Source organism: Kribbella sp. NPDC002412, from assembly GCF_053592935.1.
In genome coordinates, this window is record NZ_JBSFBL010000001.1 from 284426 (window position 1) to 311124 (window position 26699).

At 70.0% G+C, this 26699-nt stretch carries 27 protein-coding genes; 10 read left to right on the plus strand and 17 right to left on the minus strand.

All coding sequences use genetic code 11. The features are described from left to right. Positions 1-2 precede the first annotated feature (2 nt). Together ACWCOV_RS01430 and ACWCOV_RS01435 are read left to right on the plus strand one after the other, a co-directional pair. The gene (locus ACWCOV_RS01430; RefSeq protein ID WP_449827235.1) at positions 3-1190 is read left to right on the plus strand and encodes a phosphotransferase family protein; all 1188 of its coding nucleotides are present in this window, start codon (positions 3-5) and stop codon (positions 1188-1190) included. Beyond that, positions 1187-2011, plus strand: coding sequence for an NAD(P)H-binding protein (locus ACWCOV_RS01435; RefSeq protein ID WP_449827236.1), 825 nt, complete (start codon positions 1187-1189; stop codon positions 2009-2011). The genes ACWCOV_RS01430 and ACWCOV_RS01435 overlap by 4 nt, the downstream gene beginning before the upstream one ends. On the opposite strand, the gene ACWCOV_RS01440 is transcribed toward ACWCOV_RS01435, so the two are convergent. Genes ACWCOV_RS01440 through ACWCOV_RS01460 form a run of 5 tightly spaced genes read right to left on the minus strand, consistent with a single transcriptional unit; the run spans position 2008 to position 9095 of the window. Beyond that, positions 2008-2397 carry a VOC family protein gene (locus tag ACWCOV_RS01440; protein WP_449827237.1) on the minus strand — a complete coding sequence of 130 codons (390 nt, stop codon included), beginning with the start codon at positions 2395-2397 and terminating at the stop codon, positions 2008-2010. The genes ACWCOV_RS01435 and ACWCOV_RS01440 overlap by 4 nt on opposite strands. Next, complete coding sequence (locus ACWCOV_RS01445; protein ID WP_449827238.1) at positions 2397-3704, minus strand: cytochrome P450; 1308 nt, start codon at positions 3702-3704, stop codon at positions 2397-2399. The genes ACWCOV_RS01440 and ACWCOV_RS01445 overlap by 1 nt, the downstream gene beginning before the upstream one ends. 35 nt (positions 3705-3739) lie before the next feature. Beyond that, positions 3740-4276 (minus strand): isochorismatase family protein, encoded by a 537-nt coding sequence (locus ACWCOV_RS01450; RefSeq protein ID WP_449827239.1) that lies wholly within the window; start codon positions 4274-4276, stop codon positions 3740-3742. Beyond that, positions 4273-5919: a family 43 glycosylhydrolase gene (locus ACWCOV_RS01455; RefSeq protein WP_449827240.1), complete on the minus strand. Its 1647-nt coding sequence runs from the start codon at positions 5917-5919 to the stop codon at positions 4273-4275. The genes ACWCOV_RS01450 and ACWCOV_RS01455 overlap by 4 nt, the downstream gene beginning before the upstream one ends. Beyond that, positions 5916-9095: a DUF2961 domain-containing protein gene (locus tag ACWCOV_RS01460; protein WP_449827241.1), complete on the minus strand. Its 3180-nt coding sequence runs from the start codon at positions 9093-9095 to the stop codon at positions 5916-5918. Before ACWCOV_RS01460 ends, ACWCOV_RS01455 begins: the two co-directional genes overlap by 4 nt. Positions 9096-9275: 180 nt before the next feature. On the opposite strand from ACWCOV_RS01460, the gene gndA reads away from it, so the two are divergent. The 4 genes from gndA (at position 9276) to ACWCOV_RS01480 (ending at position 12719) form a co-directional block, all read left to right on the plus strand. After that, positions 9276-10715 carry an NADP-dependent phosphogluconate dehydrogenase gene (gndA, locus tag ACWCOV_RS01465; RefSeq protein ID WP_449827242.1) on the plus strand — a complete coding sequence of 480 codons (1440 nt, stop codon included), beginning with the start codon at positions 9276-9278 and terminating at the stop codon, positions 10713-10715. Between the two features lie 113 nt (positions 10716-10828). Then, the gene (locus ACWCOV_RS01470; RefSeq protein WP_449827243.1) at positions 10829-11251 is read left to right on the plus strand and encodes a DUF6319 family protein; all 423 of its coding nucleotides are present in this window, start codon (positions 10829-10831) and stop codon (positions 11249-11251) included. 300 nt (positions 11252-11551) lie between these two features. After that, a complete protein-coding gene (locus ACWCOV_RS01475) occupies positions 11552-12088 on the plus strand; it encodes a DUF6817 domain-containing protein (protein WP_449827244.1) in 537 nt (178 codons plus the stop codon). Positions 12089-12308: 220 nt separating this feature from the next. Then, entirely contained in the window at positions 12309-12719 is a 411-nt protein-coding gene (locus tag ACWCOV_RS01480) for a hypothetical protein (RefSeq protein WP_449827245.1), read from the plus strand. Here the strand turns inward: ACWCOV_RS01480 and ACWCOV_RS01485 are convergent, their stop codons facing one another. The 9 genes from ACWCOV_RS01485 to ACWCOV_RS01525 all read right to left on the minus strand — a co-directional run bounded on the left by ACWCOV_RS01485 (position 12720) and on the right by ACWCOV_RS01525 (position 21303). After that, positions 12720-13439, minus strand: coding sequence for a PIG-L deacetylase family protein (locus ACWCOV_RS01485; RefSeq protein ID WP_449827246.1), 720 nt, complete (start codon positions 13437-13439; stop codon positions 12720-12722). It abuts the gene before it with no gap. A 9-nt stretch (positions 13440-13448) separates the two neighbouring features. Then, positions 13449-14747, minus strand: a complete 1299-nt coding sequence (locus ACWCOV_RS01490) for a D-arabinono-1,4-lactone oxidase (protein WP_449827247.1) — start codon at positions 14745-14747, stop codon at positions 13449-13451. Further along, the gene (locus ACWCOV_RS01495) at positions 14744-15898 is read right to left on the minus strand and encodes an amino acid deaminase/aldolase (protein WP_449827248.1); all 1155 of its coding nucleotides are present in this window, start codon (positions 15896-15898) and stop codon (positions 14744-14746) included. The genes ACWCOV_RS01490 and ACWCOV_RS01495 overlap by 4 nt, the downstream gene beginning before the upstream one ends. A gap of 45 nt (positions 15899-15943) precedes the next feature. Then, entirely contained in the window at positions 15944-16717 is a 774-nt protein-coding gene (locus ACWCOV_RS01500; RefSeq protein ID WP_449827249.1) for a hypothetical protein, read from the minus strand. Further along, positions 16714-18078, minus strand: coding sequence for a M15 family metallopeptidase (locus ACWCOV_RS01505; RefSeq protein ID WP_449827250.1), 1365 nt, complete (start codon positions 18076-18078; stop codon positions 16714-16716). The genes ACWCOV_RS01500 and ACWCOV_RS01505 overlap by 4 nt, the downstream gene beginning before the upstream one ends. Before the next feature lie 84 nt (positions 18079-18162). Continuing rightward, positions 18163-19263, minus strand: a complete 1101-nt coding sequence (dapC, locus tag ACWCOV_RS01510; protein WP_449827294.1) for a succinyldiaminopimelate transaminase — start codon at positions 19261-19263, stop codon at positions 18163-18165. Beyond that, positions 19263-20165 (minus strand): alpha/beta fold hydrolase, encoded by a 903-nt coding sequence (locus ACWCOV_RS01515; protein ID WP_449827251.1) that lies wholly within the window; start codon positions 20163-20165, stop codon positions 19263-19265. Before ACWCOV_RS01515 ends, dapC begins: the two co-directional genes overlap by 1 nt. 29 nt (positions 20166-20194) lie before the next feature. Further along, complete coding sequence (locus ACWCOV_RS01520; RefSeq protein WP_449827252.1) at positions 20195-20791, minus strand: TetR/AcrR family transcriptional regulator; 597 nt, start codon at positions 20789-20791, stop codon at positions 20195-20197. Positions 20792-20832: 41 nt separating this feature from the next. Beyond that, positions 20833-21303 (minus strand): MarR family winged helix-turn-helix transcriptional regulator, encoded by a 471-nt coding sequence (locus ACWCOV_RS01525; protein WP_449827253.1) that lies wholly within the window; start codon positions 21301-21303, stop codon positions 20833-20835. An 87-nt stretch (positions 21304-21390) separates the two neighbouring features. On the opposite strand from ACWCOV_RS01525, the gene ACWCOV_RS01530 reads away from it, so the two are divergent. After that, positions 21391-21768 (plus strand): DoxX family protein, encoded by a 378-nt coding sequence (locus ACWCOV_RS01530; RefSeq protein ID WP_449827254.1) that lies wholly within the window; start codon positions 21391-21393, stop codon positions 21766-21768. Here the strand turns inward: ACWCOV_RS01530 and ACWCOV_RS01535 are convergent. Beyond that, complete coding sequence (locus ACWCOV_RS01535) at positions 21765-23237, minus strand: amidohydrolase family protein (RefSeq protein WP_449827255.1); 1473 nt, start codon at positions 23235-23237, stop codon at positions 21765-21767. The genes ACWCOV_RS01530 and ACWCOV_RS01535 overlap by 4 nt on opposite strands. Before the next feature lie 46 nt (positions 23238-23283). Between ACWCOV_RS01535 and ACWCOV_RS01540 the strand changes: the two genes are divergently transcribed. The 3 genes from ACWCOV_RS01540 to ACWCOV_RS01550 are packed head-to-tail and all read left to right on the plus strand — an operon-like array spanning position 23284 to position 26091. Then, entirely contained in the window at positions 23284-23928 is a 645-nt protein-coding gene (locus ACWCOV_RS01540; RefSeq protein WP_449827256.1) for an FMN-binding negative transcriptional regulator, read from the plus strand. Beyond that, a complete protein-coding gene (locus ACWCOV_RS01545; protein WP_449827257.1) occupies positions 23925-24986 on the plus strand; it encodes an FAD-dependent oxidoreductase in 1062 nt (353 codons plus the stop codon). Before ACWCOV_RS01540 ends, ACWCOV_RS01545 begins: the two co-directional genes overlap by 4 nt. Then, positions 24976-26091, plus strand: coding sequence for an amidohydrolase family protein (locus ACWCOV_RS01550; RefSeq protein ID WP_449827258.1), 1116 nt, complete (start codon positions 24976-24978; stop codon positions 26089-26091). Before ACWCOV_RS01545 ends, ACWCOV_RS01550 begins: the two co-directional genes overlap by 11 nt. On the opposite strand, the gene ACWCOV_RS01555 is transcribed toward ACWCOV_RS01550, so the two are convergent. Both ACWCOV_RS01555 and ACWCOV_RS01560 read right to left on the minus strand, forming a co-directional pair. Beyond that, on the minus strand, positions 26082-26420 hold the full coding sequence (locus ACWCOV_RS01555) for a GroES family chaperonin (RefSeq protein ID WP_185759412.1): 339 nt from the start codon (positions 26418-26420) through the stop codon (positions 26082-26084). The two genes, ACWCOV_RS01550 and ACWCOV_RS01555, sit on opposite strands and share 10 nt — an antisense overlap. Continuing rightward, positions 26417-26689: a DUF3618 domain-containing protein gene (locus ACWCOV_RS01560; RefSeq protein WP_449827259.1), complete on the minus strand. Its 273-nt coding sequence runs from the start codon at positions 26687-26689 to the stop codon at positions 26417-26419. Before ACWCOV_RS01560 ends, ACWCOV_RS01555 begins: the two co-directional genes overlap by 4 nt. Positions 26690-26699 lie beyond the last annotated feature (10 nt).

A 26699-nucleotide genomic window follows, 5' to 3' on the forward strand; every position in this document is an offset into this window, starting at 1 on the left:
GAGTGGAAGTGAAGAGTGTCGAGGCGTTGGTGAGTGTCGGGCCACGGTATGTGGGCCGCTTGCCCGCGTTCGAGGTGGAGCCGGCCTGGTGGTCGGAGGTCGAGGCGGTGACCCGCCGGCTCGACCAGGTGCTCGGTGTGCGGACCGTCGTACTGCGGCTGGTGCATGCGGACGAGGACGTGGTCGGTCGCGGCGGGCGGACCGTGTACCACGTGCAGGCGATGGGCGAACCGCGGTCCGGTGTGCTGGACGAGACGCCGTACGACGGCTGGGACGCGATCGTCGCGCCGCAGCCGCTGCGGGCGTCCTGGGCCGAGGTGGACGGGCCGGAGCGGATGGTGGCGTGGGCGCGGTCGATCATCGGGCCCGGTGAACCGGTCCAGGTGAAGACGTGGAACCTGTCCTGCCTGATGCGGTTCGACGGCGCGTGGGTCAAGGCGACGAGCCGGTTCGCCAGCGTGGACGCCGACATCATCGAGCAGGTCCAGCGGTACGACGAGACGCTAGCGCCGACCGTCCTCGGCCGGTCGATGGCCAACCGCTGGTCACTGCTCGCCCACGCCCCGGGCGTCGACTGCTGGGAGCCCGACCCGGCCACCGTCGAGAACGTGGTGAGCCGGTGGGTCGCCGTACAAGCGCAACTCGCCGGCGAGCTCGACGCAGTGCGAGCCCCGCGAATGCTTCCGGACAGCCTGGCTGGTCAGGTCACGCGTCTCCTCGAGGTTGTCGAGCTGCCCGCGACCGACCGCGCGGATGTCGAGCATCTGCTTACCCAACTGCCCGGGCTGATCGCCGACCTGCAGACGGCGGGACTCCCGATCACGTTGGTGCACGGCGACTTCCACCCCGGCAACTGGCGCTCGGACGGCACTGCACGAGCGATCGTGGACTGGGCCGACACCTTCGTCGGCCACCCCGCGACCGACATCCTGCGCCTGCTCGACTGGCTGCCGGACTCCAAGCGCGACCACGCTCTCGACGTCTGGTCCGCCACCTGGAAGAGCCGGCTGCGCGACGCCGATCCCCCGCGCGCCCTCCGGCCGATGACGGTCCTGAACCACCTCATCTACGCCGTCATGTACCAGACCTTCCTCGACAACATCGAGCCCGACGAACGCATCTACCATCGGGACGACCCGCGCACGGAGCTCCAGGCAGCCGTGCGGGCCTACAGAAATGAGCTGGCATGACCGTTCTGGTGACAGGTGCGACCGGCAACGCGGGCGGCGCGGTGGTGCAGGCGTTGGTTGCCGCGGGGCTGCCGGGGCGCGCGCTGGTGCGCAAGGAGGTCGCCCTGCCGGCGGGGATCGAGCCGGTGTACGGCGATCTGAACCAGCCGGACACGTTCGTCGACGGGCTCGACGGTGTGTCGGGCATCTTCCTGCTGAGCGGTTACGACCGGGTCGAGGAGTTGCTGGACAACGCCGTCCGCGCGGGTGTTCGCAAGGTCGTCCTGTTGTCGAGCAGCTCGCTGGACAGCGCGGACACCTCGAACGCGATCGCGGCGTACCACCACGCGGCCGAGGAGGCGGTGGAGGCATCCGGGCTCGAGTGGACCTTCCTCCGGCCGAACTCCTTCATGTCCAACACCCTGCGCTGGCTGGACCAGCTGCGCGTGGGTGACGTGGTCCGCGTGCAGTTCCCCGAGGTCCCGATCTCCACGATCCACCCCCTCGACATCGCCGACGTCGCGGTCCGCGCCTTCACCGAAGACCACGCCGGCGCCATTCACCGGCTGACCGGCCCGGTCGCCCTCACCCCACCGGAGCAGGTGCAGATCCTCGGCGAGGCGCTCGGCCGGCCGCTGACGCCGTACCCGATGAGCCGTGCGGAGACCCACGCCGAACTCCAGTCCACCATGCCCGCGCCCTACGCCAACGCGATCGAGGCCTTCTTCGCCGACGGCCTCATCGACGAAACCACGGTGAACGACACCGTCACCCAGGTCACCGGCCACACCCCCCGCACCCTCCAGGACTGGACCCACTCGAACGCCGCACTGTTCGCCTAGTCGTCGACCTGGATGACGCAGAACTCGTTCCCCTCGGGGTCGCGGAGGACGATGAAGCCGTGTTCGTCGGGGTAGGTCCAGTCGTCGACGCGGGTCGCGCCGAGGGCGACGATGCGGTCGATGTGTTCGTCGCGCTTGGTGGTGTAGAGGTCGATGTGGACCGGCGCCGGATCGGACGGGATGTGGCCGGTGCGCTGGATGAGCACGGCGGGGCCGGTGCCGGCGGGGTCGGTGAGTTTGGCGAACTGGTCGGTGCCGCCGATCCGGTCCGGGCGGTCGTAGCCGAGCGTTCGGGACCAGAAGTCGGCGGCTCGGTCCATGTCCAGGGCGTTGACGACGATCGTCGCCAGTCGCAGGTCGCCGACCTCGGCCGGTCTGGCCTTCATCACTTCCTCCAGAAGCCCATGCGGGGTGCGGTGTGGTCGAACGTGGCCGGCAGCGGGCCACGGGTGAGTTTGGCTCGGGTGTGGGGGTCCAGGTCGAGGTCGTAGTGGGAGGTGAGGTGGTGGGCCGCCGTGCTGATGGTCAGCAGTACGACGTTCCTGCCGGGGCAGACTGCCGGGCCTTCGCTGAAGGGGATCAGCGGCCACGACCCGTCCGAGCGGCCATCCAGCCAGATCTCGGGGATGAAGTCGTTGGCGAAGTCGAGCGCCTCGTCGTCGCGGTGGAAGACCGAGGTGACGATCGCGAACTCGGTCCCGGCCGGCGCCGTGCCGGCGTCCCAGAAGGTCTCGGTCCGGCCTTCGCGCAGTACGACGAGAGTCGTCGGCCACAACCGCAGTGACTCCAGAACGGCGCCGCCCGCGTACGCCCGCAGCGGTGAGTCGTCCTTGGCGACCTGCTCGGCGACGTCAGGCCGGGTCGCGAGTACGGCGAGCAGTCGCCAGAGCGCAATGCCCGCGGCGTCGAACGCGAACAACCAGTGCGGCACCTGACCGGCCGGATCGAGCCCTCCCCCGGTCTCGACGGTCCGGCTGTCCCGCTTGATCGAGCCCAGCATCAGCGCATCGACGAGACTGCCCGGAGCGGCGTGCTCGACGTACTCCGCGAGCTTCTGGTCGAACCTCTCGCGCGCATTCCGGTTGCGTGGATGCACCGCGGCCCAGTTGGCGTTCGACCGCAGTACGTCGAGCAGGTCGGTGAGCTCGGTGTCGTCGCGAGCCTCGTCGCCGAGCACGATCCGGCGGACGATCCGTGACCAGACCGCCCGGAAGTCGGTCCAGCCGAAGGTGCCTTCGAGGTGGAGCTCCCCGGTGATGGCGGCGGTCATCGACTCGGCGTGGCGGTGAACAGGCTGGTGCGTGTCGAGCGCTTCCTCGTTCAGCTCGCGGCGCGGTGCGCGCAGCGGCGGGTCGGTGGCGAGGACGCCGTGCGGCTGGAAGTGGTTCAGCGCGCCGACCTTGGCGCTGGTTGCCGCGGAGAACGGTTCGGGCGTCTCGTGCAGGATGCGGTGGACGTGGCCGGGGTCCAGGACGAGCGCGATGGTCCGGCCCGGGAGGCGGATCAGCAGCGGCCCCTCGCCGTACTTGTGCCGCAACGCTCGGACCCGGCGGAGTGCGTGGTCGTCGGCGTGCAGCAGTTCGGCTGTCCTGGAGGCCGCCCGGCGACGCAGGATCGCGCCTTGCGCAACCATCGGCAGCAGTACGTCGCGGATCGCCATGGCGGCGTCCGGAAACGTCGCAGTGGGGAGCATGCCCGCCCAGTGCCCGAGCGGGCAGGTGACAAAACTCAGGAGGTCGGGCTGAGGGCGGCGACGTACTCGGTGCCGGAGCAGGTGATGCCGAGCCGGGGGAAGATCGTCGACACCGCGAACTCGTGGGCCCGGCCGTCCAGCCCGGTCATCGCGTCCGAGATGTAGATCGTGTCGTAGCCCAGGTCGTCGGCGGCCCGCCCGGTCGACTCGACGCCGAAGTTGGTCGCGATCCCGGCCAGCGCGACCGTCTCGATCCCGCGGGTCTGCAACTCGTGGTCCAGCCCGGTCCGGCCGAACGCGCCGATCGTCCGCTTCACGATCTCCAGATCACCCGGCTCCGGAGTCGCGCCGGGCGCGAACCCGCTGCCGGCCGGCTGCACCTCGACCCCAGGCCGTTCCACCCGCACGTTCACGACCAACCCGCCCACGGACCGGGTCGCCTTCGCCAGCGCAACGCATCGCTCGAGCACCTCAGGTCCGCTCAGCGGCGCCGTGTCCAGCGCCACGATCCGCGGCATCAGGTCGATCAGAACCAGTGCGGTAGTGCGGGGGTCAAGCCTGAGTGTGGTCACCCATCGAGACTAGCGGCCAGGGTTTCGGCGAAGGCGACGTCCCGTTCCGTGCCGGAGAACCCGAGACGCCACTGGCCACCGTCGTACGAGCCTGGTGGGAGCGGCCGTCCGCCCGGCTGCCAGAGCGGTTGCCAGGCGACCGAGCCGTTCGTCGGGTCGTACCAGTGGTTGTCCGCCGACCAGGCCGAGCCCGGCCGGTACGCCGTGACAACGCTGAGCCCGTCGCCGGTCGCCATCGACCACCGCGGCAGCCCTGGGACGTCGCCCGTACGCCCGAACCCGCCGGGGTCACCCTGGTCGGTCAGCGCCGAGTCGACGTTCAGCGCGACCTCCCAGACCGAAGCGTTCGTGTCGTCGTGCACCGTCCAGTCGAGGCGGGTGTCGAAGGTGGTCGCGCCGAAGTCGAAAGACCAGTCCGCCGTGACCGGTTCGTCTCCGAAGGAGACGCCGCGCAGCCGCAACGACGAGCGGCCCGCATCCACACGAGCGGCCGGGCCACTGAGGTCGGTGGCGCCGAAGTTCCCGACCGCCAGGTACGGCGCGGTCGAGCGGCCGCTCGAGTCCAGGACCGGCCGGTAGTCACGGCGACCGGCCGGGTCGACCTGCAGACCGGTCAGCGCCGCGCGTGGACTCGTCTCGATCGTCGCCCGGTAGTGCGCCGTACTCACCACGCTGCCCTTGGTCACCTGCACCTTGGCGAAGTCGAGCGGCGCGACGAACAGACCGCCCTTGCCCCAGCCCGCTCCGGTGACGTACCAGTCGCTGCCGTCCTGGACGACCTCGGCCGCGTGCGCCGGAATCGTCCCGGCCAGCTGATCGACCGTGAAGTGCAGCGGGTCCTTGCTCTTGTACACCTTGGTGACCTCGTAACCGCCGTCGCAGCAGACGAACAGATACCAGTCACTGCCGCGCTGGACGACGTACGGCGACTCCGTCGGGCCACCGAAGGTCCCGGTCGCCGGGTGCTGGAACGCCGTCCGGCGCTCGCTCCAGTGCCGGAGGTCGGTGCTGGTGCGGTAGGCAACGATGTGGTTTCCGCCGGCCGGCGTCGAGTTGGCCGTGTAATACATCACCCACTGGTCGCCGACCTTGCGCACCATCGGGTCGCGCCCGTCGAATCCGTCGGTGAACAGCGGGTTGGCCGCGTCTCGGGTCCAGTGCACGAGATCGGTCGACGTCGCCAGGTGCATCCGGTACGCCGTGTGGTCGGGCGTGCCGGCGGCGTAGTACATGTAGTACGTCCCGGCGTCGTACAGCACGTACGGCGCCCAGATGTGGCTCTCGCCCGCCGCCGGGTCGGCGACCAGCGCCGGCGGCTGCTTGGTCCACGGACCGTTGGGAGTCGGCGCGGTGGCGTGCCCGAAGCTCTTCTCGTCAAGCGGGTTCGCGGGCTCCGCGTGCGTGATCGCGAACACATGCCAGGTTCCGGTGTCCTGGTCCTGCACCAGAGTGTGGTCGTTGTAGTACCAGGGCCCGGTCTCGCCCACACTCGGGTCGTAGACCTTCGTGAAGGCGCCGGCCGCAACCACCTTGTCGACTTCGACGTACGGCGTGATGCGCACCCGCTCGGGAGACGCCGTGGCCTGCAGCGGCGTCGTGAGGACAGCCAGGCCGACCATTGCGGCGAGCAGTTTGCGGATCATGAGTTGAGCACCAGGTCGAGGAAGTCGAGGCCGACCAGGTAGCCGGTCGCGGCTGGGTTCTTGCCGGTCAGCGTGATGGTGAGCTGATGGCTGCCTGCGGTGAGTTGCGCGGTCCCCAGGTCAACCTGCTGCGTGGTGACTCCGGCCGCCACGTAGCCGTCGAAGGTCACCTTGGCTCCCGCCACCTCGAGCTCTGCGATGCCGTAGTCGGCGGCCTTGGTGAGGACCGTCGACAGGTCGTAGGAGCCGGTGGTCGGGACGGTGAAGCCGAGGACGACCTTGTCCCCGGCCTTGGTTCCGTGGATCCACGCCTGGGTGCCGTTCGACCAGCTCACCCCGCAGCAGTTGCCCTGCGGATCCACCGGCACGGTCGACGAGACCGGCGGCAGCATCGACTCCCCCTCGACCCGCAACGTATTGCCGGTCGTCGCCTGGGCGACTGCCGACTTCGGCCCGGCGTTCCCGGCGAGATCGACGGCCGCGACCCGGTACGACCAGGTCTCGTGCAGCCCGAGGTCCCGGTGCAGGAACCCCGGCAGCGGGCTCGTGCCGATCAGTTTCTCGGCGCCTCCGGCCTTCGCGCCGTAGACGTTGTACTTCGCGATGCCGCTCTCGTCTGCCGCGTCGGACCAGCGCACGTCGATCGCGTTGTTCGTCCGCCCGGTCGCGGTGACGGCCGCTACCTGGCCGGGTGCCCGCTTGTCGTCGTACGGGAGGACCAGGGACTGGACGACGTACGACGATGCCGTCCAGCTCGGCCCGGCCGGCCGGAGCTCGAGGTCGAGCTTGGTGCGGCCGAAGGTGAGTGCCGCAGGCAACTGGTAGTTGTCGTCCAGCCAGCGCTGCCGATCGTTGCCGAGCGGCTGCAACCAGGTGCCGGCGTCCTTGCCGTTGACGAACACCTTGGCCGACTGGCCGGACACGTTCTGATCGCTCGTCCTGCGCAGCGTCACGCCGCGGTTGGCCGGGTCGACCTGCACCGTGAACTTGATCGGCTGCGTGGTGGACCGGATCTGGTCCGTCAGCACGATGTCGTCGTGCTCACCTTCGTACACCGACGTCAGATCTGCCTGCGTCGCGGTGTCGACGTACCCGTGCTGCTGCCGGCTCTGCGCGGAGCCGGTGTCGATCCGATCGGTCTCGCGCGCGCCGAACTGCGCGGCGGTGTAGAGGAACGCGGTCGAGCCGTAGATCGCCGGGTGGTCGTCCTGCTGGCCGTGCTCGATGCTGAAGTCCAGCTGGTTCTGGAACCCGATCGAGTCGGTGATGTGCAAGCGCCACGCGCCGTCGCACTCGTAGGTGCAGAACCCGGCCTTGACCTCGTGCGCGGAGTTGCCGTGGAACGGCGTCGAGTAGGTGCCGGCGTTGAAGTACCAGCCGGACTCGTAGTAGTCCTCGGTCCCGGTGCCGTGGATCGCCGGCGTCCGCTCGCCGTCGACGTACACCCGCTCGTCACCCTCGAGGTAGCCGCGGGTGTTGCCGTCGGCAAGCAAGCCTTCCATCGTCTGGGAGACGCCGACGAACTTCCCGCGTCCGCTGACGTCCGCGAACGTCCAGTCGCTGCCCTGCGTGGTCTCGCCACGGTGCGAGATCGCGGTGAAGTAGCCGGTCTTCCCGGTCAGCAGGTCGACCGCCTTGCGCGCGTCCCGCACCGACGTCGCCTCGGCCTGCCCGGTCAGCGGGTACGTCGACTTGTTGACCAGAGTGACCGTGGCGCGCGCGGCGTACGGCATCGGCCACCAGGACGAGTACCAGCCGTCGGGGTCCATCGCGAAGAACAGCGAGCGGACCGGGTTCTCGCCGAGACCGGAACCGAAGAACTCGCCGATCGGGGCGTCGACCCGCCTCTTGCCGTCGATCGTCACCTGCACGCGGACGCCGGCCAGGAGCGAGTCGGACGGCTTGACGCGGGCCGCGTCCTCCTCGGTGGCGGCGTACGCCATGGAGTGCGTGCCGCTCCAGTTCTGCTGGGTGATGACGTAGCCGTGCGCCTGCTCCTCGGCGAGGTGGTTCGGGCCGAGGTCGAGGGTGTCGGTGCGCTTCGCCGTACCGCCGACGATCGAGTCGGCCCAGTAGGTGAACTCGTTGAAGTCGAGGTCGGACGAGACGAACTGGTTGGTGACCGTGAGCTGCGACTTGCCCGCGGTCAGCGCGGCCGGCAGGTCGACGACCTGGTCGTGCCACTGCGCTCCTTCCGCCTTCAACGGCGCCCACTCGCCGGCCTCGACGCCGTCGACGAGCACCTTCGCCCGCTGGTTGCCGATCCGCAGGTCCATCCGGCGGATCAGCTTGACGCCGGTGTTGGCCGGGTCGATCTTGACGGTGAACTTGCTGCTGCCGGTGAACGCGCGGCCGTCGTCGGAGACCGACTTCAGGTCCAGGCCGGTGATCTCGGGCAGCTTGAGCCGGAGCGCGCTGAGCTCACCCGGCCCTGTGGTGTCGGCCAGCGTGATCTGTTTGCCGGAGGCAAGATTCAACGCGGTCGACCTGGTCTGGTTGCCGGGCTGGGCCGGCTTGGGGTCCTTCGTGCCGGACGCCTTCAGCAGGGCGACGACGTCCTCGGCCTTGTCGGCCGGGTCGAAGGTCCGGATGCCGCTCGCGTCGGGGAACTCGCGGTAGCCGACATGGTAGAAGTACGGGTTGCTCTGGGTCGTGATGCGCATCGACCGCTGGTAAGGCATCGGCACCCGGACGTAGACGCCGCCGCTGGTCTCCTTCGCGTTCGCGACCAGCGGGAAGACGAACGGCGCGCCGAGCTTGCCGTCGGCCAGGTCCTGCAGGGACGTGTGGATCACCCGCTTGCCGTCGAGCTCGATCGTGATCGTGCCGGTCTTGGTGACGTTGCCGTCGTCGCGGGTGAACCAGATCGTGCCGACCTCGCCAGGGCCTTCGTCCTCGGCGATCACGCAGCCTTCCGCGGTGGTCCGCAGGCAGGAGTACTTGCCGTCGAAGCCGTCGTTGTTGGTGCCGTCACGGCCGAAGCTGGAGAACTGCTTGGTCCGGACGCCGGTCTGGAGCTCGGGCAGGCGGTCGAGGCTGCGGTACACGTCCCAGCCGACCGGGCCGTTCCCGCCGGATGGCGCGGTTTCCTGGGCGGCTGACGCCGTACTCGGGGAGGTCAGAACAGGGAGGGCGAGCAATGCGCTGAGGGCGAGCGCGGCGACACGACGGAGCATTGGGCGGCCTTCCGACTTCGTGGGAAATCGATTTCTGAGATGTCTACCATCGCGATCGGGTGGTTGAGAAGACCTCGGGCGCAATTGCCTGGCCGTCCCACGGGTCGGGCCCGCCGGATCGCGGGCTTGCCGCGCGCGACAGACTGGGTCCCGACACCACACTGACCTGCGGGAGATTCGATGAGTTCTGCTCCAGCCCAGATCGCCGTCACCGGCCTCGCGGTGATGGGCCGCAACCTGGCCCGGAACCTGGCGCGCAACGGGTTCCGCGTCGCCGTCCACAACCGGTCGCAGAGCCGGACCGACGCCCTTGTCAAGGAGTTCGGCCACGAGGGCGAGTTCGTGCCCGCCGCCGACCTGCCCGCGCTGGTCGAGTCCCTGGAGCAGCCGCGCAAGATCATCATCATGGTCAAGGCGGGCGAGCCGACCGACGCGGTCATCGACGAGCTGGTGCCGCTGCTGGACGAGGGCGACATCGTCGTCGACGCCGGCAACGCGCACTTCGCCGACACCCGGCGCCGGGAGACCGCGCTGCGCGAGAAGGGCCTGCACTTCGTCGGCAGCGGCGTGTCCGGCGGCGAGGAGGGCGCGCTGAACGGCCCGAGCATCATGCCGGGCGGCTCCCCGGAGTCGTACGCCGCGCTCGAGCCGATGCTGACCAAGATCTCCGCCCACGTGAACGGCGAGCCGTGCTGCGTGCACGTCGGTCCGGACGGCGCCGGGCACTTCGTCAAGATGCTGCACAACGGCATCGAGTACGCCGACATGCAGCTGATCGCGGAGGCCTACGACCTGCTCCGGCACGTCCTGGGCCTCTCGCCGGCCGAGCTCGCCGACGTGTTCCGGGAGTGGAACACCGGCGACCTCGAGTCGTTCCTGATCGAGATCACCGCCGAGGTGCTCAGCCAGACCGACCCGACCACGGGCGGCGCGTTCGTGGACGTCGTACTGGACCAGGCGGAGCAGAAGGGCACCGGTCGGTGGACCGTGCAGTCTGCGCTCGATCTGGGCATCCCGGTGAGCGGGATGGCCGAGGCCGTGTTCGCCCGGTCGCTGTCGGGCGACGTCGTACGGCGCTCGGCCGCCGCCGGCGCGCTGCCGGGGCCGGCCGAGACGAAGGCGGACGTGGACCGGGACGCGTTCATCGACGACGTGCGGCACGCGCTGTACGCGTCCAAGCTGGTCGCCTACGCGCAGGGGTTCGACGCGATCCGGGCGGCGAGCGAGCAGTACGAGTGGGACATCGACCTCGGTGCGATGGCGACGATCTGGCGCGGCGGGTGCATCATCCGGGCGCGCTTCCTGGACCGCATCAAGGAGGCGTACGACCGGGACGCCGACCTGCCGTCGCTGCTCGTCGACGACTACTTCAAGGACGCGATTTCGAGCGGGCAGGAGGCTTGGCGCCGGGTCGTCGCCACTGCCGCTACCGTCGGCGTGCCGGCGCCTGGTTTCTCGGCCGCGCTGTCGTACTACGACGGCCTGCGGGCGGAGCGGCTGCCGGCCGCGCTGATCCAGGGTCTGCGTGACCTGTTCGGCGCGCACACCTACCGGCGGACGGACCGCGAGGGCACCTTCCACCTCGAGTGGTCGGGCGACCGGTCGGAGTCGCAGGCCTGAGGTTTGTCGCGGTGTGAGGCGGATTGGCGCCGGGCTTCGAACGTATGTTCTAATAGACGCTCAGCGCCAGCCCGCTCACGGCGGGCGATGTTCCGAAGGAGATCGCCGCAACGATGACTGTAGACACTCTGGCAGCAGAAGCACCGGCTGACGTCGCCGACACTCCCGACACCGTGACCCCGGCTGCCGACCCTACGCCGGCTCCGGAGGCTGTCGTGGCCGAGGAGAAGCCGAAGAAGGCTCCGGCGAAGAAGGCGGCCGGCAAGAAGACCAAGACCCTCGAGCTGACGCTGACCGTCACCGGCACGGCCGACGGCGAGTGGCACGCCGAGCTCAAGCAGGGCAGCACCTACCTGGCCCGCAACCTGGCCGTCGCGGCCGCCGCGGTCTCCCGCGCCGCCAAGGAGCTCCACGAGGACCTCTCCACCCCGATCGACGAGGTCATCGAAGCCGCCCGCGAGCAGCAGGCCGCCAAGGTGGCCGCCCTCGAAGCCGAGCTCGAAGCCGCCCGCAAGGCCCTCGCCGACCTGGACTGACCCCCGGCACTCGCCTCAGCCAGAGGCGCGGCCTGTTCCACAACGGCTGACGTTTGGTGCTTTCCACCCGGCACTGCGAGCTTCCGTGCGCACCTCCCGCACGAGGGCGGAAAGCACCAAACGTCAGCTACCCGCACCCACAGCCGACGTATGCGGCAGCGGCACCCGCACGCCGGACCCGAAAAGACAATGTGACGAAGCCGCCGCGCCGGATCTCTGGGCGAGGGGGTGAGCGAAGCCTTACCGTGATTGCCTGGGCCGTCCCTGCGGGGCCCTGGCCACTCCGGATGAAGGGGTCAGATGAGCGCTTTTCAGGACATGGGATCGCTGTTGCTGGTGCGCGGCGCCGACGAGCTCGAACACGCGGGCGGCAGCCTGTACGTCCACCTGCACCGCGTCGCCAAGCGCCTCACCACCCTCGGCGCGTCCGACACCCTGGTGCTGGCCGGCCTCGCGCACGCGGCGTACGGAACCGATGGGTTCCCGACCCACTTGTTCGACTGGCAGCAGGAACGGTCCGTCCTGGAAGCCGTCATCGGGCCCGAGGCCGAGCTGATCGTCTACCGCTACGGCTCCTGCGAACGCGAGACCACCTGGCGCGACCTGGCCGAGCACCGCACGGTCACGGACCGCTTCACCGGCACCTCCGAGGAGCTGTCCGGTGCCGACCTCCGCGACTTCATCGACCTCACGATCGTCAACGAGCTCGACGTTCTCGACCACGCCCCGGCCCTGGAGCCCAAGCTCCGTCCGTTCCTTCAGGACCAGGTCCCGCGCTGGCAGTCGCTCGCGTCGCCGGCCGTGCTCGCCGAGGCCTACCGAATCCTTCAGCTGTAACCCACCGCCCCCACACCGCACGCCGGGCGCCCGCCCGGCTCGGGTTGTGATTGCCGCCAAGTCTGGAGGGATGGCGCGGCCAGTGGTGGGCTTGAACAGGCTATTTACTGTTCAAGCCCACGGGTTTCCGGGTGAGCCCACCAGAAGTGGCTGGATGCGGGCAGGTAGCTGCCAACCGGACCTCCTGGAAAACCTGCTGTGCGCGACGGATGATCGAGGCATGGCCCGGTATGAAGTGGTTGCCCGCGCGAAGACCGACCGACGACTGTCCGACACCGACTACATCGACCTTGCGCTCAAGTCGCACACGCTCGACAAGGGCATGCGCTTCCAGCGGGTCGAGGACCTGCCCGACGGGACGATCGCGGTCGTGCTGCAGCACAAGCTGTCGCCGCGCAAGCACGACGCCGCCTGCAGCATGGCGAACCGCAGCCTCGCCCAGCTCGGCATCCCGGCCAGCCAGGTCCAGCAGATCGACCTGCACCGGCTGTCTCGCAAGGGCCGGGTCCTCGTCCGGTCCTGGCACACCCCACAGGACCCGCCCGGCGGTGCGGCGGGAGACCGCGAGCCGCGCCGGCCGTCTCCCAATCCACCGCACTTGAACGCGGCCCTGGAGCTCCCCAAGGAATGATCAGGGCGTGAAGACCTCGAAGGGGGCCGCGTACTTGGTGCCGAGGCGGGTGCCGGTCGTCCGGGAGATGCCTTCGAGGAACTCAGTCGGGTCGAAGTCGTAGCCGAGCCCTTCGATGTAGGCCTTGTGGGCGCGCAGCGACTCGACGCCGAGGTCGAAGGTCTCGGTGGTGTCCACGGCGTGCCGGCCGGTGGGTGAGCCGGAGGCCCAGACCTGCCGTACGCCGTTCCACTTCTCCCCCGCGTCCGGGAAGATCCACCGGTTGGCCGCGTCCCGGACCGCGTCGAGGGTGGCGCGACCGGTGTTGATGTGGTCGGCCTGGTTCAGCAGCACGTCGCCGTCCCAGGTGGCACGGAAGTTGTTGGTGAGCACGATCTCCGGCTGGTGCCGCCGGATCACGGACGTGATCACGCGACGGAGCGCGACGCCGTACTCGATCGTGCCGTCCGGCTGGCCGAGGAACTCGACCGCGGTCACTCCGACGATCCGCGCCGACTCGATCTGCTCGGCCTCGCGCAGCGGTCCGCACTCGTCCGGCGCGACGCCGTCGATGCCGGCCTCACCCGAGGTGAGCAGGCAGTAGACGACCTCCTTGCCCTGCCTGGTCCACCGGGCGACCGCGGCCGCCGACCCGAACTCCAGGTCGTCCGGGTGCGCGACGATCGCCAGCGCCTTCTGCCAGTCCTCGGCTACTGCGTCCAGTTTCTCCACACCGGTCATCCCCGCAGGCTAGCCGAAGACCTGCCGGGTGTAAGGGTTCGAAAAGGCACGGTCGGGGTCCAGACGGTCCCGTACGGCGAGGAAGTCGTCGAACCGTGGATACCGAGCGCGCAGGTCGTCCGCGGTCAGAGTGTGCAACTTGCCCCAGTGCGGCCGGCCGTCGTAGTCGGCGACGATCCGCTCGAAGGCGCGGAAGTACTCGGCGTGCTCGAGCCGGTGGTACTGGTGGATCGCGATGTAGGCGGTGTCGCGCCCGTTGGCCGTCGACAGCCAGATGTCGTCCGCCGCGGCCACCCGGACCTCGATCGGGAACGGGTAATGCGTTCCCGAGGCGTCGATCCAGGCCCGGAGCCGACGGATGACCTCGACCACGTGCTCTCGCGGTACGGCGTACTCGGACTCGCGGAACACCACGTTGCGTTCGGAGCAGAACACCTTGTACGACGCGTCGACGTACTCCCGGGCCGACAGCGCGCGGGACGCGACCCGGTTGATCCGCGGCACCAGCCCGGGCCGGCGGGTCGCCAGCCGGTTGGTCAGCTCGAACACCTTGTTGGACAGCAGTTCGTCGTCGACCCAGCCGCGGATCCGGCCGACCGGGGAGGCGCCGACGCCGGCGGCGACCCGGTTGTTGCGTTTGGTCAGCGCGATGCCGGTGTGCGGGAACCAGTAGAACTCGAAGTGATCGTTGCCGTCGGCAAGCTCGTCGAAGCCGTCCAGCACCTCGGGCAGCGGCAGCGGCATCTCCTGCGCCCGCAGCAGGAACGCCGGCACGCACTGCAGTGTCAGCGAGGTGATCACGCCGAGCGCGCCGACGGAGATCCGGGCCGCGGCGAAGACGTCCGGGTTCTCCTCGGCGGAACAGTGCAGCACCGAGCCGTCAGCGGTCACCAGCTCGAGCCCGACGACCTGGGTCGCGAGGCCGCCGAGTCGCGCGCCGGTGCCGTGCGTGCCGGTGGAGATCGCTCCGGAGATGGTCTGCTTGTCGATGTCGCCGAGGTTCGCCATCGCCAGGTCGAAGGCGGCCAGCCCGGCGTTGAGCTTGCGCAGGCCGGTGCCGGCGCCGACCGTGACGCGGCCGGACGCCTTGTCGGCGTTGGTGATCGAGGACAGCCCGTCGAGGCGGATCATCACCTGCTCGGGCACCGAGCACCCGGTGAACGAGTGGCCGGAGCCGACCGCCTTCAGCTTCTTGCCTCGCTCGGCGGCGGCCTTGACCGCGGCCGCGAGCTCGTCGGCCGAGGCCGGGCGGAGCAGCTCCACACCGGTCGCCGACTCGGTGCCGGCCCAGTTCCGCCAGGTGCTCATCCGAAGTTCTTCCCCTCGCCCCGGTACGTCGCGAGCGCGGTCAGCTCCTCGCCGTCGATCGCGTGCACGACATCGAACCGCTCCAGCATCTCGCCCGCCTTCGCGTAGCGCATCCACACCCGGTCCCCCAGCCGCAGCGTGTCGGCGGAGGCCCCCTGGACCGGAGTCTGCACTTCGCCGGCTCCTTCCGTGCCGAGCAGCTTCAGCCCGGTCGGCCAGCTCGGCAACGGCAGCCGTGACTTCTTCGCCGGACCGGACGCCACATAGCCGCCGCCGAAGAGCGTGGCGATCCGCGGCGCCGGCCGCCGTACGACGTCCAGGGCGAAGAAGACCGCGGGCGCCGGCTGGAAGACGTCGTACTTGTCGAAGAGGGTCGGGCCGTAGAGGCCGGAGCCGGCGGTGACCTCGGTGACGACCGGATCGGCGCTGCTGACCTCGAGGCTGCCGGTGCCACCGCTGTTGACGAGCCGCAACGGGGCGAACTGCTTGAGCGCATCGACCACGGCGCCGCGGCGGTCGGCCAGCTCGGCGGCCGAGCGGCGTTTGACCCAGCGGACGGCCGGCGAGGTGTCCGGCAGACCAGCGATCTGCGCCTCGTAGAACATCACCCCGACCAGCTCGAAGGCGTCGTCGGCGACCACCTTGCGGGCGAGGTCGGCGACGTCCGCCGGAGTCCGGAGCGGGGAACGACGGACGCCGAGATGCTGCCCGAGGATGCGCAGTGACGCGTCCACGTCGAGGCAGACCTGGATCCGGGCGCCGCGGGCGGTCACCGACTTGATGAACGCCAGGTGCTCGGGCGAATCGATCATCAGCGTGATCCTCGAAGCCGCCTCGGGGTCCTCGGCCAGCGAGCGCAACGCGGTCCGGTGGGTGGTCGGATAGCCGAGCAGGATGTCGTCGACGCCGTTGCCGGCCAGCCAGAGCGCTTCAGGCAGGGAGTAGCTCATCACGCCGCGGAACCCGGGCCGCTCCAGCGCCGCGGCGATCAGCGCGCGGCAGCGGACCGACTTGGACGCGATCCGGATCGGTGTCCCCGCGGCGCGGCGGACAAGGTCGTCCGCGTTCCGCCGGAACGCGGCCAGGTCGACCACCGCGTACGGCGCGTCGAGGTCCGCGGTGCGGCGGGCATAGCGGTCGAAGTCACCCATAACGGGAGTGTAGGACAAGAAATACTGAAAGGTAATAAACTTCTGTTACGGGACGTCGATCACGGCTTGCAGCGCCCGGGCAACGCCGTGCGCCCAGTCCGACTGCGTGTCAGGCTCGGCGGACGCGGCGGCGAGCAGGGCCACCGTGGAGCCCTGCACCACGGATACGTCGACGTACTGCTCGGCCTCGTCGCCTCCGTAGCGCCGTACTCCGGCTGCTGCGGTGTCCTCCGACCACAGCTGCTTCACGCTGAGGTCGCCGCCCTCGCCGCAGGCTGCCATGCGTGCTTGATACCCAGTGCGGTACGCCGTGGCCTTGTCGGCGGCCGTGAAGCGCAGGAGGAGCGCAGTGCCCGGCTTTCCATCTGTTGTGCGGTAGGCGCCTTGCAGTGCGTACTGCGGGACCGGCAACGAGCCGGAAGGCAACTGACCGGTGCACCCGACCGGCAACGCCTCGTACGCCGCCTGGTGCGGCTCACGTCGTCGGGTCCACGTGTCGTTGCCCAGGAAGCCGACCTCTGCACCGCCCGGGTCGACGTACGTCTTCCAGCCCGCACCCAGCTTGTCGGGTGCCGGCAGGTTGCGCGCAGTGAGTGGCCCGGCGGTTGCCGGTGGTGGAGCCGTCGCCTCCTCCGGCAACTCAGGCGGCACAGCGGCGTCCGTTGGCTTGACCGTGCTCAGCGTGTTGGTGGGCACCGGCACGGTCCCGCCCACTGTCTCGGGGATGGACGGGGTTATGGGAGCAGCTTGCGGACTCTCCTCGGCGCTGCACCCCACCAGCAGCACCGAGAGGACCGTCGCAGCAGCGACTGCTCTCATCTCGGCTGGAAGTGCTGGTAGTCGGGCTTGCTCCAGTAGGCGCCCCAGAAGTAACCCTGGTTGATCAACGCCTTGGTCGCCGTACTGCTGGCGAAGAGCATGCCGGGGCGGACGACGGAGCGGTTGCGGTAGGCGAGACCGTTCGACGGGTACCAGACGCCGTTGGCGGCCAGGTACGGGTTCTCGACGGTGTTGATGTCGATGGCCCAGCCGTACGAGTGCGGCGACAGGGCGTACGGGTTGCCGGTGACCCGGCGGCAGTTGAAGACCGACGTGTTGTCCGCGGCCATCGACTTGATGTCGCTGCCGCCGAACCGGTCCACCCGGCGCATCTGCCGGATCGGGAACTTGGACGCGAACGTCGAGGTCCAGACCGTGATCATCTTCTGCACGGCGGCGTCCCGGACGATCAGCTCACCGCGGTGCACCTTGCCGTCGAAACCCCAGTAGTTGAGCTGGATCAGCCGCAGCGACGACGGCGTGACCGGGCAGCCGGCGCGGTACGTGTACGGCACCATCGAGGCCGAGACGGCGTACACCTTGGGATTCAGGGCCGCCTTGACGACGACCGTGGCCAGGCCGGAGTACTCCATCTGTGGCTGGGTCACCCAACGCGTCACCACGCGGACGGTCCGGGTGGCCGGGACGTCGTCCGGCACGCGCAGGCGGAAGCCGCCCTTGGAGTCCATCGTGCCGATCGCGAGCAGCCGCCACTTGCCACTGCCGAGGTAGTCCTGCAGCGCGAGCTCCTTGCCCGGCTCGGCCGGGGTCATCCGGCCGGTCACCGAGACGCCGGTCAGCGTCGCGTACCACGGCGCCGGCGTGTTCAGCACGATCTTGCGGTCCTGGATGTTCGAGGACTGGTACGGCGAGATCGCGAGCGCGGTCTCGGCCTTGACGCCGATCATGGTCCGGAACGCCCAGGTGCCCGGCGTGGCCGAGACGTAGCTGAACTTGTAGACGCCGCCGGTCGTGGTCCGGGTCGATGCCCGCAGCACCCAGGCGCCGGGGACCCGCTGCCACAGCGTGATGTACGACCCGGTGATCGGCTGGTTGATCTTGCCGGTGAACACCGTCGGCCGGTCCTCCCAGGACGCGGCCACCGGGTCCAGCGTGATCTCCCACTCCGCGGCAGCCGCGGTCCGCGTCGGGGTGGGAGTCGGCGTCGGCGTCGGCGTGGGCGTTGGGGTCGCCGGTGCAGTGGGCGTCGGCGTGGGCTCCTCGACAGCCTCCGGCGGTGGCGTTTCCGATGCCACCGACGGCGTCGGCGTCGGCTCGTCGACCGCCGAAGCACTGGGCGCGTGCAAGCCTGCCGCGAGCAGCACCGCAGCCAAACCCACCCCAAAGACCCGCCACGTCATGTGATCGCCCCTCTCCCCAACCGCAACTTACCCACTAAAGATGCAGCCAAAGAGGAAGACGTCACACAGGACGCGGAAGTTCTGTTATTCCTGCAATCTTTTCACCGCGGCGTCGATACGCTCGTCGGTGCCGGTGAGGGCCACGCGGACGTGCCGCTCCCCCGCCGTACCGTAGAAGGCGCCCGGGGCGACCAGGATGCCGCGCTCCGCGAGCGCGCCGACCGAGCCGTAGGAGTCGTGCTCCGGATGCTCGGCCCACAGGTACAGACCGCCGTTGGACAGGGTGATGACCCAGCCGGCGTCGGTCAGGGCATCACGCAGTACGGCGCGGCGCCGCAGGTACCGCTCCCGCTGCGCGTCGACGTGGGCGTCGTCCGCGAAGCCGGCCGCCATCGCCGCCTGGATGGGCGACGGCACCATCAGGCCGGCGTGCTTGCGCACGGCAAGCAACTCGGCGACGACCGTCTCGTCACCGGCCACGAAGCCGCCGCGGTACCCGGCGAGGTTGGACCGCTTCGACAGCGAGTGCACCGCGAGCAGGTTGTCGAAGCTGCCCCCGCACACGTCCGGGTGCAGCACCGACACCGGCCGCGCGTCCCACCCGAACTCGGCGTAGCACTCGTCGCTCACCAGCAGTACGTCGTTCGCCCGCGCCCACTCGACCGCGCGGCGCAGATCCTCCGGCGAGGTGATCTCACCCGACGGGTTCCGCGGGGAGTTGAGGTAGGCGATCCGCACCGGCCCGTCGTACGTCGTCGGGTCGGCGACCGGAACGCTCGTCGCCCGAGCCAGCGCAGCACCGGCCTCGTACGTCGGGTAGGCGAGATCCGGGATGAGCACGGTGTCGCCGGCGCCGATCCCGAGCAAGGTCGGCAGCAGCATGATCAGCTCCTTGGTGCCGATCACGGGCAGCACACCGGCCTGCGGATCCACACCGGGCACGTCGAGACGCCGGGCCATCCAGTCCACGGCCGCCTGCCGCACAGTCGACGTACCGATGGTGGTCGGGTACGCCGGCGCGTCGGCCGCGTCCGCGAGCGCCTGCTGGATCAGGTCCGGCACCGGGTCCACCGGGCTGCCGATGGACAGGTCGACGATCCCGTCGGGATGCGCGGCCGCCTTCTGCTTGTACGGCGCGAGCTTGTCCCAGGGAAAGTCCGGCAACCGGCTGGAGGTCTCGAAGATCACCCCCGCATTCTCTCCTGCCGGCCGGATCGCCGGTCGGCCGGCGCTCGCTCCGCGAGAAACTCGACCGCCTTCTTCACCAGGTCGGGGTCACGCAGGACCCGGCGATGGCCCAGGCCGTCGCTCGTCTCCAGGCGAGCGCCGGGCCAGTGGCCGGTGACGTCGACACTGCCCTGGTACGGCGTCTCCGGGTCGGAGCGATCGTGGACGAGCAAGAGCAGCGGCAGCGCGCGCCGCTCCGCGATGGCCGGGATGACCGCGTCCATCCGGAAGGAGTCCATCGGGCCGAAGCGCGCCTCGAAGCGCCGGAGGAACCCGGCCCGGATCCGCGGCCCGAAGCCGAGGGCCGCCTGGAGTTGGTCGAGCCAGTCGGTGAAGTCAGTGGCCGTGGCGATGAAGACCAGGCGGTCGACGTCGAGCCCGTCGCGCATCGCCAACGCGGTTGCGGGTGCGCCCAGCGAGTGCGCGACCACGCCGTACGCCGGACCTTGCGCGGCAACCACTGTCTTCAGCGCGTCGGCCAGCTCGAGGAGGGTGGAGGAGCCCTTGCCCTCGCGGCCCGGAGCCGAGTCGCCGTGGCTCGGTGCGTCGTACGTGACCACCCGGAAGCCCGCGTCGACGAGCGGCTTGATGTGGGCGCCTAGCTGCAACCCCCAACCACCCCACCCGTGGACGAGGTAGACCGTCGGCCCCTCGCCGTACGACTGCCCGCGGATCCCCTCGACCTCGAACGGGGTCGCGCCCGGAAGCTCACCGCGCGGACGCCGGGCCTGCTCCGGTACGGCGGGAACGCGGAACCAGAGCCGGTTGAGCAAGCCGGTGCCGACACCCGGCGCGACCCGCTCGAACAGGCCGAAGCCGATTCTAAAGAATCGAACGTTCGTGCTTTTCTTTGCCGCCACGTCGACTACTCCAGATCGTCAGGTAAGGGTCAGAGGCGAGCCGCCCGGACGAGCGCCTCGAAGGCGGTGCGTGCTCGATCCTCGGCCTTGGGGTCGGCCAGCAGCCGGCTGGCGTGGTGGTAGGAGAGCAGGACGCCGCGGATGTCGAAGGCGTACTGGTCGGGGTCGGCGTCGGGGCGGAAGTGGCCTTCGCTGATGCCGGTCCGGAACACGTTGGCGAGCAGGTCGCCGTAGTCGCGCTCGGCGCTCACGACGCGGTCGCGGACCGGGCTCGGCGGCGCGTCGTCGAGCTCGGCGGAAACGCTGGCGAAGAAACAGCCGCCGGGCAGGGCGAGGTCGCCGTTGTCCCAGCGGAGCTTGCGGTCGAAGAGCTCACGCAGCCGCGGCTCGCCGCGCGGCGCCTGGAGAGCGGGGCGGACGACGCGCTCGGCGAACAGCTCGGCGGCGCGCTCGACCACCGCGACCTGAAGCTGCTCCTTGGAGCGGAAGTGCGCGAACAGACCGCTCTTCGACAGCTGCATGCGGTCGGCCAGCAGGCCGATGGTGAGACCGCTCAACCCGGCCGCGCTCACCACCCGCGCAGCCTCGTCCAGCACCGCAGCCCGCGTCTGCTCACCCTTTCCCACAGCAATAGAAAAGCACGACCGTTCGCTAAGCCGCAAGCAGTTCAGCAGGATTTTCCCGGATCGACCTTCGCGAGGATCTGGTCGGCGATGGTCTTCAGCTGGCCGAGCTGGTCCGGAGTCAGGGCGTCGATGACGAGCTCGCGGACGGTCGCCACGTGACCAGGCGCGGCGGCCACGAGGACGTCGTACCCGGCGTCGGTGATGGTCGCGACGGTGATGCGGCCGTCATCCTCGGCAGGGCGACGCTCGACGAAGCCGCGCTGCTCGAGGCGCTTGACGACATGGGACAGCCGCGAGAGCGAGCCGTTCGCGAAGCCGGCCAGGTCACTCATCCGCCGCGACCGCCCGGGCGACTCCGACAGCCCGGCGAGCACCAGGTACTCGAAATGGCTCAGCCCGGAGTCACGCTGGAGCTGGAAGTCGAGGGCGCCAGGGAGCTTGAACATGAGGGCGGCGAACGCCATCCAGCTCGCCAGCTCGTCCTGGTCCAGCCACCGCGCCCCGTCGTCCATGACCACATTTTACGGCATTAGTTGACGCTTCAAGTCATCCGGGTCTAGCGTTGAGTTGAAACGTCAACCAATGACTGAGAGTGGGACATGAACGTCTTTCTGTGGATCGTCGCGGGACTGCTGGCCGCCGTGTTCCTGGGCGCCGGCGTGATGAAGCTGACGCAGGAACGGCGCAAGCTGCTCGCGAACCCGAACCTGCAGTGGGTCGAGGACTTCTCGGCCGGCACCGTCAAGCTGATCGGCGCCGCCGAGCTGCTCGGCGCGCTCGGCCTGATCCTGCCCGCCGTCCTCGACATCGCCCCGATCCTGGTCCCGCTCGCCGCGACCGGCCTCGCCGTCCTGATGGTCGGCGCGGCGATCACGCACGCCCGCCGCAAGGAGACGCAGCCGATCGCCATCAACGCCGTCCTGCTGATCCTCGCACTGGTGGTCGCGATCTTCCGGTTCGGCCCGAACAGCTTCTAGGACCGCCAGGTCCACCGGCCTGCCACCAGGGTCGAGTGGACCGGGAAGGCGCGAAGCTCGGCGACGGGGGCGAGCATCGGGTCGGCGTCGAGTACGACGAGGTCGGCCGGGCCACCGGCACGCGGGGTCCGGCCGCCGCGGGTCGAGGCATCCAGCGCAGCACCGAGCGAGATCTCCTGCTCCGGATGCCACGCCTCCCGCTCGTCGTCCGAGCGATGCACGGCGGCCGCCGCCGACAGCCACGGATCGAGCGGCGCCACCGGCGCATCCGACCCCAACCGCAACTCCGCCCCCGCCGCCAGCAACCCACCGAACGCAAAGGCCCGGCCAGTCCGCCCGGCCCAGTGCCGATCGGCTACATCGCGATCGTCCAGCGCATGCACCGGCTGCACGCTCGCCGCCACCCCCAACTCGCGAAACCGAGGGAAGTCCTCCGGCGCGAGCAACTGCGCGTGCTCGATCGTCCCCGCGCAGCCGACCTTCTCGAACGCGTCGAGCGCCAGCCGGTTCGCGTGGTCCCCGATCGCATGGATCGCGCTGGTGATCCCGTGGTCGAAGGCGCGCTGCATCAGCGGCACCAGCACCTCCGGCGGTACGACGAGCAGCCCGTAGGCGTCGTCCGCGATCCCCGGATACGGGTCGTGGCAGTACGCCGTCCGTGTGTTCAGCGAGCCGTCCGTCATCACCTTCAACGGCCCCATCGTCACCAGGCCGCCGGTGTCCGGTACGGCATCCCCCGACCGCAGCCCCTGCGCGATCGCCCAGTCCAGGTTCTCCGGGTAGACGCTGCACTCGACCCGGAGGAAGTCGATGCCGGCCGTGTACCGGGAGCTCCAGACCTCCGTGTTCCGGGCGTTCTCCAGGTCGACGACGCCGACGACTCCGCGGGAGGCCGCCGTACGCGCGGCATCGGCGACCAACTGGCCGACCACGGCCGGCGCGGTCGCCAGCAGCTTCATGACAGGCGCGAACTCGGTCTCGCGGAGCAGACCGCTCGGCCGGTCCACCGCACCGATCTCCCGCATCGCCGCACTGTTCAGCCAGCCCGAGTGCAGGTCGCCACTGGCGAGCGCGACCGGTACGTCGCCCGACACGTTGTCGAGCAGCGACTTCAGCGGCCGGTCCGGCCAGAGCCCGTCGCGGAACCCGTACCCGAGCAGAGCGGCGCCGGCCGGTGGCGGGTTGGTGGCGAGCCGGTCCCGGACCCGATCCGCGACCTCGCGCGCGGACGCCGTACCGGACAGGTCGAGGTGCTGACGTGACAGCGCCCACTGCTGGAAGTGCACGTGGTGGTCCCACAGCCCATTCATCAGGTAGCGGCCCTCGAGGTCGACCACCTCCGCGCCGTCCGGCTCGACGGACCCGATGGACGAGATCGCTCCGGAGGAGATCAGCACGTCGACCGGTTCGGCCGGCGCGCCGTCGCGGACCAGGCGGGCGTTGCGGAGCAGCAGGTCGGCAGGAGTCATGGCCTTACTCTGCAGGGAGAGCGGTCGACAACGGAACGGAGCCTGCATGTACGTCGCCCCCGACTACGCGGAGCCCGACCTGGACGAGGTGGTCCGGCTGATCGAGGCGCAGCCGTTCGCCACGCTGGTGACGGACCAGCCCGACCTGCGGATCGCGCACGTCCCGGTCCAGGTACGGCGGGACGACGGCCTGGAGATCGTCGCCCACGTGGCCGCCCGCGACCCGTTCGCGGAGTCGGTCCGGCAGCGTGCCCGGATCCTGGTCAGCGTGCTCGGGCCGTCGGTGTACGTGAGCCCGGCGTGGTACGCGAGCCGGGGCCTGCCGACGTACAACTTCGTCGCGATCGAGCTGCGTGGGCAGGCGGTGCCGCTGGACGACCCGGACGCCGTCCGGGCGCACCTGGCGCGGCTCGTCAAGGACCACGAGGAGGCGCTCAACCCCACCGACCCGGACGCGCGCTGGCGGGGCGACGAGTGGGCGCGGGACCGGACGAACGAGTTGCTGCCGGAGTTGCAGGCGTTCACCCTGCGGGTCGACCAAGTGTCCGCGAAGGTGAAGATGGGTCAGAACCGGCCCGAAGGCGATCGGGTCAGCACGATGGCCGCGCTGCACGGCTCGCCGCGCTCCGACCACCAGGCGGTCGAGGACTTGATGCGAGCCCGGTACGACGACGAGGGCCGGATGAAATGACGTACGACGTGGCAGTGGTCGGCGCGGGCGCGATGGGATCGGCGGCTGCGCGCGCGTTGGCGGCCGCCGGGCGCGAGGTCGTCGTACTCGAGCAGTACGAGCTCGGGCATGTGCGGGGCGGGTCGCACGGCGGGACACGGCTGTTCCGGCCGGCCGCGGACAACGCCGAGGTCGCGCAGCTGACCGAGCAGGCGCGTGGGCTGTGGCGGGCGCTGGAGGACGAGTCCGGCGAGACGCTGTTCGAGGTGACCGGCGGACTCGACCACGGCGTCGACGAGCGCACCGTCGAGACCTTCCGGGCCCTGCACCCGACCGGACAGGTGCTCACGGCAACCGAGGCGTCGGAGCGGTGGCCGGGCATGCGCTTCGAGACCCCTGTGCTGTTTCAGCCGGGCTCTGGGCGGTTGTACGCCGACCGGACTGTCCGTGCGCTGCAGCGAGTGGCGGCCGCGGAGTTCCGGGAGCTGTCGCCGGTGCAGGCCATGCGGATCGAGGGCGACGTGGTCGAGCTCGACGTACCTGGTGGGGCTGTGCAGGCGCGGCAGGTCGTGGTGACGGCCGGTGCGTGGGCGCCGAAGTTGCTGACCGGGCTGGTGCCGCTGCCGCCGTTCCAGGTGACGCAGGAGCAGCCGCGGTTCTTCGAGCCGGTGTCCGGCGACTCGGACTGGCCTTCCTTCGTGCACTGGGGTCCGGACGCCTACGGGCTGTTCGAGGCCGGGTCCGGCGTGAAGGTCGGGCTGCACAGCTCGGGGGTGGTTGTCGATCCCGATACCCGCGACTTCGAGGTCGAGCCCGAGCGGGACAAGCGGCTGGTGCGGTACGTCGAGGAGTGGTTCCCCGGCCTGGACACGACCAGGTCGACCGCGATCAGGTGCCTGTACGACAACACGCCGACGGACAGCTTCGTCATCGACCGGGTCGGGCCGATCACAGTCGCGGCCGGGTTCTGCGGGCAGGGTTTCAAGTTCGTGCCGCTGGTCGGCGAGTTCGTCCGTGGCCTCGTGACCGGCGAGGCGTCGGTCCCTTCGCGCTTCCGGTTGAGCAGCCATGTTGCCTGAACACGTGGACGGCCTGGAGCTGGTGGATCACCACGTGCACGGCGCCGTCAAAGGACCGCTCGACCAGGCCGGCTTCGAGCAGCTGATCACCGAGTCCGACCGGCCCGTCCCGCCGTGGATGTCGACCTTCGACTCGCAGCTGGGCCTGGCAATCCGCCGGTACTGCGCTCCGCTGCTGGGACTGGCTCCACACGCGTCAGCGGACGAGTATCTGACCGCCCGTGCCCACGCGGGTGACGTGAACAGCTTGTTCCTGCGTGCCGCCCGCGTGAGCGACTACCTGGTCGACACCGGCTACTCGAGCGGTGCAGTCACCGATGTCGACGAGCTGGCGAACCTGAGTGGCTCCCGCGCGCACGAGGTGGTGCGGCTGGAGTCCGAGCTCGAGTACGTCGCCACGCAGGAGTCCGATGTGGCCGCCGTACCTGATGCGCTGGTGCGGCGGTTGGAGGAGCGGACTGCTGGGGCGGTCGGGCTGAAGAGCATCGTGGCCTATCGGTACGGGTTCGACTTCGACCCGGCTGAGCCGAGTCGTGCCGACCTACTAGCCGCTCTGGATCGGTGGTACGCGTCGGGTGCTGAGCGGGTCGCTGATCCCGTGCTGCTGCGCTGGCTGCTGTGGACTGGCGCGCGACGCAGGCTGCCACTCCAGCTGCACGTCGGCCTCGGCGACACGGATCTGCAGCTGCACCGAACCGATCCGGTGCTGCTGACCGAGTGGCTGCGTCTCGTCGAGCCGCTCGGCACGCGGGTGGTGCTGCTGCACTGCTATCCGTACCACCGCAACGCGGCCTACCTCGCACATGTGTTCCCTCACGTCCACCTGGACCTCGGGCTCACCACCATGTACGTCGGTGCGCGGGCGGCCGCCGTACTGGCCGAGGGGTTGGAGCTGGCGCCGTTCGCGAAGCTGCTCTACTCATCGGACGCGTCGGGTCCGGCGGAGCTGCACTTCCTCGGCGCCACGCTGTGGCGGCGTGCGGTCAGCTCTGTCCTCGGTGGCTTCGTGGAGCAGGACGACTGGTCTACGGACGACGCCGTACGCGTGGCCACGCTGTGGGCCCGGGAGAACGCCGTCCGCCTGTACGGCCTCGATCAGAGGTAGAGGCCGGTCTGGCCGTCCTCGAGGCGGCCGGCCGCGACCGCGTGCAGGTCGCGCTCGCGGAGCAGGATGTAGTCGTCACCGCGGACCTCGACCTCGGCCCGGTCCTCCGGGTCGAACAGCACCCGGTCGTCCACCTCGACGGTCCGCACGTTGGCTCCGATCGCGACCACCTTCGCCCAGGCCAGCCGGCGGCCCATCTGGGCCGTGGCCGGGATCAGGATGCCCGCCGATGACTTCCGCTCACCCTCCTGCTCGAGGGAGACCAGCACCCGGTCGTGCAGCATCCGGATCGGCAGCTTGTCGTCCGAGAGCCGCTTGCGAGGAGTCACCGGCGGCCCACCAGCCGGCGGATCAGCAGCAGCACGGCGACCACGCCGGCCACGCCGGCCGCGGCGCCGCCGACCGCGAGGATCTTCTGGGTCCGCAGCTGGCCGCGCTCGTCGAAGACCTGGGCCTTCGCCGACTCGATCTGCCGCTTGGCAACGTTCCTGGGATGCGCCCGGTCGACCAGCGCGTCCACGGTCGAGGCCAGGCGCGCGCGGGTGGCGGCGATGTCCGCCTCGATCTGCTCGGCGGTCCGAGCCTGCGTGTCCGGCACCTGTCGACAC

Coding starts and splice junctions, on each gene's coding strand:
- ACWCOV_RS01435 (WP_449827236.1), top strand. CDS start 1,187: ATGACCGTTCTGGTGACAGGTGCGACCGGCAACGCGGGCGGCGCGGTG.
- ACWCOV_RS01440 (WP_449827237.1), bottom strand. CDS start 2,397: ATGAAGGCCAGACCGGCCGAGGTCGGCGACCTGCGACTGGCGACGATC.
- ACWCOV_RS01445 (WP_449827238.1), bottom strand. CDS start 3,704: ATGCTCCCCACTGCGACGTTTCCGGACGCCGCCATGGCGATCCGCGAC.
- ACWCOV_RS01455 (WP_449827240.1), bottom strand. CDS start 5,919: ATGATCCGCAAACTGCTCGCCGCAATGGTCGGCCTGGCTGTCCTCACG.
- ACWCOV_RS01460 (WP_449827241.1), bottom strand. CDS start 9,095: ATGCTCCGTCGTGTCGCCGCGCTCGCCCTCAGCGCATTGCTCGCCCTC.
- gndA (WP_449827242.1), top strand. CDS start 9,276: ATGAGTTCTGCTCCAGCCCAGATCGCCGTCACCGGCCTCGCGGTGATG.
- ACWCOV_RS01470 (WP_449827243.1), top strand. CDS start 10,829: ATGACTGTAGACACTCTGGCAGCAGAAGCACCGGCTGACGTCGCCGAC.
- ACWCOV_RS01475 (WP_449827244.1), top strand. CDS start 11,552: ATGAGCGCTTTTCAGGACATGGGATCGCTGTTGCTGGTGCGCGGCGCC.
- ACWCOV_RS01480 (WP_449827245.1), top strand. CDS start 12,309: ATGGCCCGGTATGAAGTGGTTGCCCGCGCGAAGACCGACCGACGACTG.
- ACWCOV_RS01485 (WP_449827246.1), bottom strand. CDS start 13,439: ATGACCGGTGTGGAGAAACTGGACGCAGTAGCCGAGGACTGGCAGAAG.
- ACWCOV_RS01490 (WP_449827247.1), bottom strand. CDS start 14,747: ATGAGCACCTGGCGGAACTGGGCCGGCACCGAGTCGGCGACCGGTGTG.
- ACWCOV_RS01495 (WP_449827248.1), bottom strand. CDS start 15,898: ATGGGTGACTTCGACCGCTATGCCCGCCGCACCGCGGACCTCGACGCG.
- ACWCOV_RS01500 (WP_449827249.1), bottom strand. CDS start 16,717: ATGAGAGCAGTCGCTGCTGCGACGGTCCTCTCGGTGCTGCTGGTGGGG.
- ACWCOV_RS01505 (WP_449827250.1), bottom strand. CDS start 18,078: ATGACGTGGCGGGTCTTTGGGGTGGGTTTGGCTGCGGTGCTGCTCGCG.
- ACWCOV_RS01525 (WP_449827253.1), bottom strand. CDS start 21,303: ATGGACGACGGGGCGCGGTGGCTGGACCAGGACGAGCTGGCGAGCTGG.
- ACWCOV_RS01530 (WP_449827254.1), top strand. CDS start 21,391: ATGAACGTCTTTCTGTGGATCGTCGCGGGACTGCTGGCCGCCGTGTTC.
- ACWCOV_RS01535 (WP_449827255.1), bottom strand. CDS start 23,237: ATGACTCCTGCCGACCTGCTGCTCCGCAACGCCCGCCTGGTCCGCGAC.
- ACWCOV_RS01540 (WP_449827256.1), top strand. CDS start 23,284: ATGTACGTCGCCCCCGACTACGCGGAGCCCGACCTGGACGAGGTGGTC.
- ACWCOV_RS01545 (WP_449827257.1), top strand. CDS start 23,925: ATGACGTACGACGTGGCAGTGGTCGGCGCGGGCGCGATGGGATCGGCG.
- ACWCOV_RS01550 (WP_449827258.1), top strand. CDS start 24,976: ATGTTGCCTGAACACGTGGACGGCCTGGAGCTGGTGGATCACCACGTG.